We start from the raw sequence: 6401 nt of genomic DNA on the forward strand, positions 1-6401 counted from the left end.
CCGCCTACTGTTTCGCCAGTATCTCCGCCAGATGAATAACCCTTTGCGATACACCCGCCCGGTGCAAGCCGCCGTTAATATGAGTCAGGCAACCCGCGTCGCAGGTCACGGCCAGCGGCGCGGCACTGACGCCAAGATTGCTCATCTTGCGCGCCAGAATCTCACTCGAAACGTCGGCCATCTTCACCGAGAACAGCCCGCCGAAGCCGCAGCATTCTTCCGCGCCGGGCAATTCCACCAACGTTGCGCCGCGAACGTGCCGGAGCAGAGTGAGCGGCGCTTCGCGCTCGTTCAGGCCGCGCAAAAGGTGGCATGAGGGATGATAAGTCAAAACCCCGTCGTGGCGAGCGCCGACGTCGGTCACGCCAAGCTGGCGAACAAGGTATTGTGAGAATTCAAAGGTGCGGGCGGCAACCGCTTTGGCTCTGAGCAGGTTCAGCGGGTCGTCGGCGAACAAGTCGGGGTAGCCATGTTTGATCATCGCCGCGCACGAACCGGACGGGGTGACGATGGGGCCGTCCGTTTCGGCAAACACGTCGAGGAAGTGTAAAGCCACCCAGCGCGCCTCGGCGCGATACCCGGCATTGTAGCCGGGCTGGCCGCAACACGTTTGAGCCGCCGGAAACTCCACCCTCAGCCCGAGCCGCTCCAGCACCGTCACTGCGGCCTCGCCAATTTCTGGATACAGGGCGTCGAGGATACAGGTGATGAAAAGCTGAACGGTTTTAATCGCTGTGGAGGGAGTCACGGAGGGCGGCAGACAATTCGAGCGCGGTGGCAAAGCGTTCTTCAGGGTTGCGGGCCATCGCCTTCAAAATCACATCCTGAGTGTGTTCGAGCAAATCAGGGTTGTAGGTGCGCGGGAGCGGCGGGTCTTCACTGAGAACCTTCACCACAATCTCGGCCCAGTTCGGGCCTTCGTGCGGGCGGTGGCCGGTGCACATTTCGTAGAGCATTGCGCCCAGCGAGTAAATATCGGAACGCACATCCACGAGCGCGCCCTTGCACTGCTCCGGCGACATGTAATAAGCCGTGCCGGTCGTAGTCTGGGCGTCGAAGGCCTGTGACGAGGTCAGCAACACCGCCAGGCTAAAGTCGCCAATGTAAACGTCGCCGCTGGCTTCCACCAGAATGTTCTGCGGTTTGATGTCGCGATGGATCATGCCTCGCTGATGGGCATAGCTCAGGCCACGCGCGATCTGATCGGCCAGATCGAGGACGCGATCCAGGGGAAGCCGCCCCTGCTCCATTTCGCCGGCCAGCGAACCGCGATCTGCATAGCGCATGACGATGAAGGGAATACGGCCATGATGGCCGCAATCGTAAATGGGCAGGATGTGGGGGTGTTCAAGCTGGCCGATCACCCGAAGCTCGGTGGCGAACTGGCGGGCCGCTTCCTCGCCAGTCACCGCGTCATCCGGAAAGACTTTGATCGCCACGACTCGATCCATGGCCGGATCGTAGCCCCGGTAAACGGTGGCCGTGCCGCCCTTACCGATTTGAGCGTCAATGCGATAGCGGGAAGCAAGGGTCTGGCCGGGTTGCACGGGCATGGCCTGATTTTATCCGACAAAGCAATCTGTGCCAATCGTATTCAAACCGGGTAGAATACTGTCACCCACCCATGAATTCTACAACCACCAATACTACTGCCAACACATCCCGGCCTGCCGAGATCAATTTTCGCCTGACGCGCCTGCTGCGCCTGGCCACATTTCAAATCGGCTCGGCCCTGGGCGACATTCTAGTGACCAGCATCTGGAACCGGATCATGATCAACGAACTGGGCTTGAGCGCGACGCCGGTCGGTTTGCTGATTGCTCTGCGATATCTCATTGCCCCGCTGGGCCTCTGGGCCGGATACTGGTCAGACACCCGCCCCTGGCTGGGTCTCCATCGCACGCCCTACATTTGGGCTGGACGATTGTTAGTTGTCCTCTCGTACCCGCTGTTGCCATTAAGCCTCTCGCGCTTTGCTATGGATCGCGGCGACGTGGCCGGCTGGCTCGTCGCCATTTTGTGCTTTGTCATGTATGGCACCGGCACCCTGCTTTCCGGCAGTCCGTTCCTGGCGCTGGTGCGAGACTCGGTTCCCCGGCAACGGCAGGGAGTTGCCATCAGCATGATGGAGACGGCGCTTATTGTCATGTTCCCCATCGCCGCCATCGGCCTGGGGCGAGCCATGAGTCACTACAGCCTGGCAACCTTTTGGGCAGTGACGCTGACGACTATGGGCATCAGCGCCTTCTTCTGGTTCTTTGCTGTGGCCGGGATGGAGCAACGGCACTCGACGCCCCGCCGCGAGACTGCGCGGCAAGCGTTCAGCTTCGGGGTCACGTTTCGCAAAATTTGGCGCGACCCGGACACGCAACGATTCTTTGTGTTTCTGGCCCTGGCAACGCTGGCGGCCTGGGCGCAAGACGCCATCCTGGAGCCGTTCGGCGCGCAAGTGCTCAAGCAGGACATCGAGCAAACCACGCGCTACTCGGCCTACTGGCAAACGGCCACGGTGATCTTTTTGATCGGCAGCGCCATCTGGTTTCGCCGCCGCCCGCCTGAGGCGCAAGTCCGGATCACGCAGATCGGCCTGGGCCTCATGTCGGTTGGCATGATCGTCCTGGCCGCCTCAGCCTTCGGCGCGCAGGTGCGGGTCTTGCAAATTGCCCTGGTCATTTTCGGCATTGGCTTCGGCCTGTACACCTTCGGCGGCTTCAGCCTGTTGATCGCCATGACCTCTGACTCCGAAGCTGGAACCTACCTCGGCTTGTGGACGATCTGCGTTCTCCTCTCGCGGGGAATTGGGATCGGCCTCGGCGGCATCCTGCGAGACGTTCTGCTCGCCCTCACTAATTCACTTGGCCTGAGCTATGGCCTGATCTTCGGGCTGGAAGCCCTCGGTCTGGCCGCCGCCGTTTTTGCCCTGGCCCGGGTGGACGTGTTGGGCTTTGGTCGGCGGGTGGGCCGCGCCCGCAGCGAGCAGAGCGTCGTGAGCGCCGACCTCAGCCTCTGACCGAGAGCGAGCGCCAGTTCATGGAGCGCGAATGAAAAACACAATATTATGGCTGAGTCTCATTGGCTTGATCCTGACAGCCTGCGCTGGCAGTCCATCGCCGACCAGCCAACCAACGCCCAACCCCGCCGCGGCGGCTTCACCGTCGAATACATCTGTGGCGGCCACTAACACGCCTTCATCTGAACCAGGCATCACGGCTGAGGCCGCGACGCCATCAACCGGATCGATCCATTTTGAGACATTCGCTTCAGCCGATGGCACGAAGATGGAATATGCCATCGCCCTGCCCGACAATTTTGACTCGCAAAAGGAATATCCCATCCTGCTGGCCCTGCCGCCCGGCGGGCAAGGCAAAGACCTGGTTCAAGCGTTGCTGGATCGTTATTGGGCTGAGGGCATCAATCGCGGCTGGGTTGTGCTCAGTCCGGCCGCGCCGGGCGGCGTGCTGTTCTTCAGCGGGTCGGAGCGCCTCATTCCGGAGTTTTTGGCAGAGACGGCCAGGACCTACAAACCCGAAGGCGGCCAATATCATCTGGCCGGGATCAGCAATGGCGGCCTGAGCGCGTTCCGCATCATTGGCAACAACCCGGAACTATTCAAGTCGCTCCTCGTCCTGCCCGGCTTCCCGCAAACCGAGGCCGATCAACAGAAGCTATCGTCGCTGGTGAACATTCCGGTGGCCATGTTTGTGGGCGGCGAGGATACTGGCTGGTTGGAGGCAATGCAGGACACGGAGAAAACGTTGACGCAACTCGGCGGGAAGGTGACGCTTAAAGTTCTTCCCGGCGAGGGGCATATTCTGGAAAGTCTGACGGCAGGGGAATTGTTCGACTTGCTTGAGTCATTCCGCTAGCACAGCGCGGCGGAAATACGAGACCGACGCGGTTTCGGAAACCGCGTCGGTCTGGACACATGGAAGACTTCCGCTGAGGCGCACTAGCCGCCTGAGCCGGAAGCGCAATGTAGGCCAGCAACGCTCAGCGTTGAACGAAGCCGGGTTACGGCAAGGCCGCGAGCACTGGTGCTTTGGTCAGGGGCAGGTTGTGTAATACAAGCGCGCCTGCCGATACAACAGTCTGCTGAATGCGAACATCTGATGAACTGTTGGGAACCAACACAACCATCGTTTCGTCTAACCAGCGCAACAGATGAACACCCAAGAACGCTTACTCGTTCGACGCACTACCCGTCACTTAATCTGCCCGATCACCCCTTGAACCAAAGCTGAAAATCGCTGGTGTCGGAGTCCGGCAAATTGTGCGCCCGCTGGCGAATCGCCCGGTTGCGCCTCTTCGGTCGCGTTCAATCCGGTTCACCGTTGCAATACTAACTTATTATCAATAAAGGAGTTCTATCATGCAAGCTTTACACTATTTCAACACCCGCCGACTGGCCGGCCTGGGCCAGAAAGCGATTCTGCTGTCGCTGGCGCTGATGATTCTGTTCAGTAGCCTGGCCTTCACCTTTGCCTCTGCTTCCGCGGCCAGTTGCCAGGCCCAGCACACAGTCAAACGCGGTGAGACTCTCTACCTCATCGGGCGAAAGTACAACATGACCTGGGACAAGATCGCCAAAGCGAACAACATTACCAACGCCAACAAGATTTACGTCGGTCAGGTTCTGTGCATCCCGGCCTCGAGCAACGCCACGCCGGCCCCGACCGCGACGGCCACACCGGCACCGCAACGCATCTCTTTCGTCAAGGGCGCAATCTCCGGCTCGGTGGAGGGGACAGTGACAGCCCCGGCTCGCAACCAGTACGTGCTTCGCGCCCTCAAGGGCCAGCAGATGACGGTGGAGATCATCTCGAAGGATAAGAAGGCCAACTTTGCGGTACAAGGCGTGACGGACGGCCAACCGCTCAAGCGGCTGGAGAATGAAGACCGGAAGTGGACGGGGACATTGCCCGCGACTCAGGATTATCTGATCACGGTGGCGTCGCCAAGCGGTTCTGCGGCTTACACGGTGGTGGTCACCGTCGTCACCAAGTAAGCTTGCCCTTCCAAATCGTCCCTGACGTTGAGGGAAACTAATAGTCGCTCTTGCCGGGCAACCGGCAGGAGCGACTGTTTTTTTGAGGCAGGTGACTATTGCGACCAGCCGGTTGGCCGCCGCACCCAGCGATGAGGCCGCAACTTTTCAACTAGCGCCGGATCGAGCGGTCCGGCCTCGCTGGCGGCGAGGTTTAAGTCCACATGCTTGAGTTTCCTCATGCCAGGAATAATAGTGCTCACGTCCGGGTTGGCGAGGATGAAGCGCAAGGCCATCTCTGACATTGTCATATCGTTTGGAACTAGCAGGCGCAAGGCTTCAACTCGCTCGAGGCTGGCCTTCAAGTTCTCCGCGTTGAAATAACCGTTGCGCCAGTCGCCTTCCGGCCATTTGCTATTGCGCGTCAGCGTGCCGGTCAGCGTGCCTTCGTCGAACGGCACGCGGGCGATGACGGCAATATTGAGTTCACGACAAACCGGGAAAAGTTCATCTTCGGGATTCTGATCGAAGATGTTGTAGATCACCTGCACCGCATCAACCAGGCCGGTTCGCAAAGCGCGGATGGCGTTCTCCGGTTCCCAGCGGTTGAGGCTGATACCGACGGCCCGGATCAGGCCCTCACGCTTCAAATCGGCCATCGCCTTCTGCCAGCGCTCATCGTCGGCCCAGCTATCATCCCAAACGTGGAACTGAATCAGGTCAACGCTCTCCAGCCCCAAATTCTTCAGGCTGGCTTCAGTGTAGCGCCGGATGTGATCGGGCGGGAAGGTGTCATCGAGCGAATACTCGCGGCGGGCGGGCCACTTCAAATTCTTGGGCGGAATTTTGGTGGCGGTGTACAGCCGCTTGTCCGGGTGGGCGCGGACAAGCTGGCCGAGCAGTTTTTCGCTGTGGCCCTGGCCGTAAGCCCAGGCCGTGTCGAAGAAATTACAGCCGAGTTCGACGGCGCGATGGAGTGACTGCCTGGACTCGTCGTCGTCCGACCCCGTCCAGCCGCCCATGCCCCACATGCCGTAGCCGATGTCGCTGACTTGCCAGTTGGTTCTGCCGAAGGTGCGGTAGCGCATTTAGTTTCCTCCATCAGAGCGCTTAGAGAGTCTTGTTTTGACTTCATGCTAAAATCCATACATGCGCACATTTTCGCTCATCTTTAAAATTGTTTTCTGTCTATTGGCTGCTGCTTGTGGAATGCTAAACCCACCGCCAACTCTTAAAGGTGACGCTGCGTCCAATACTAGTGCTACTCAGACCACCGGAAGCCAAACCGCAATCGTTACTAAAGCAAGTTATAGTGGCCCCCTTTGTCAAGACACAAAAAGGGCTTGGGCTAAGGTGCAATTTGTTCCCTTGCGGGAGATTGGGTGGATACCATCGTCGTCGTAGGGGCTGTGGATAT

At 59.4% G+C, this 6401-nt stretch carries 6 protein-coding genes; 3 read left to right on the forward strand and 3 right to left on the reverse strand.

Translation table 11 applies throughout. The annotated features are described in order from the left end of the window. Nucleotides 1-4: 4 nt before the first annotated feature. A complete protein-coding gene (locus tag HYZ49_05590; GenBank protein MBI3241749.1) occupies nucleotides 5-730 on the reverse strand; it encodes a (Fe-S)-binding protein in 726 nt (241 codons plus the stop codon). Next, a complete protein-coding gene (locus tag HYZ49_05595; GenBank protein ID MBI3241750.1) occupies nucleotides 726-1553 on the reverse strand; it encodes a serine/threonine protein kinase in 828 nt (275 codons plus the stop codon). The genes HYZ49_05590 and HYZ49_05595 overlap by 5 nt, the downstream gene beginning before the upstream one ends. A gap of 71 nt (nucleotides 1554-1624) precedes the next feature. On the opposite strand from HYZ49_05595, the gene HYZ49_05600 reads away from it, so the two are divergent. The 3 genes from HYZ49_05600 (at nucleotide 1625) to HYZ49_05610 (ending at nucleotide 5005) form a co-directional block, all read left to right on the forward strand. Further along, on the forward strand, nucleotides 1625-3010 hold the full coding sequence (locus HYZ49_05600) for a BCD family MFS transporter (GenBank protein MBI3241751.1): 1386 nt from the start codon (nucleotides 1625-1627) through the stop codon (nucleotides 3008-3010). 157 nt (nucleotides 3011-3167) lie between these two features. Next, on the forward strand, nucleotides 3168-3866 hold the full coding sequence (locus HYZ49_05605; GenBank protein ID MBI3241752.1) for a hypothetical protein: 699 nt from the start codon (nucleotides 3168-3170) through the stop codon (nucleotides 3864-3866). 503 nt (nucleotides 3867-4369) lie between these two features. Further along, entirely contained in the window at nucleotides 4370-5005 is a 636-nt protein-coding gene (locus HYZ49_05610; GenBank protein ID MBI3241753.1) for a LysM peptidoglycan-binding domain-containing protein, read from the forward strand. Nucleotides 5006-5100: 95 nt separating this feature from the next. Here HYZ49_05610 and HYZ49_05615 read toward each other — a convergent pair whose 3' ends face one another. Further along, nucleotides 5101-6072: an aldo/keto reductase gene (locus HYZ49_05615; protein MBI3241754.1), complete on the reverse strand. Its 972-nt coding sequence runs from the start codon at nucleotides 6070-6072 to the stop codon at nucleotides 5101-5103. Between the last annotated feature and the right edge of the window lie 329 nt (nucleotides 6073-6401).

Source organism: Chloroflexota bacterium, from assembly GCA_016197225.1.
Lineage (GTDB): Bacteria > Chloroflexota > Anaerolineae > Anaerolineales > VGOW01 > VGOW01.

Excerpts from the sequence above, each read along its gene's own strand:
- HYZ49_05595 (MBI3241750.1), bottom strand. The coding sequence starts at position 1,553 with ATGCCCGTGCAACCCGGCCAGACCCTTGCTTCCCGCTATCGCATTGAC.
- HYZ49_05600 (MBI3241751.1), top strand. The coding sequence starts at position 1,625 with ATGAATTCTACAACCACCAATACTACTGCCAACACATCCCGGCCTGCC.
- HYZ49_05610 (MBI3241753.1), top strand. The coding sequence starts at position 4,370 with ATGCAAGCTTTACACTATTTCAACACCCGCCGACTGGCCGGCCTGGGC.
- HYZ49_05615 (MBI3241754.1), bottom strand. The coding sequence starts at position 6,072 with ATGCGCTACCGCACCTTCGGCAGAACCAACTGGCAAGTCAGCGACATC.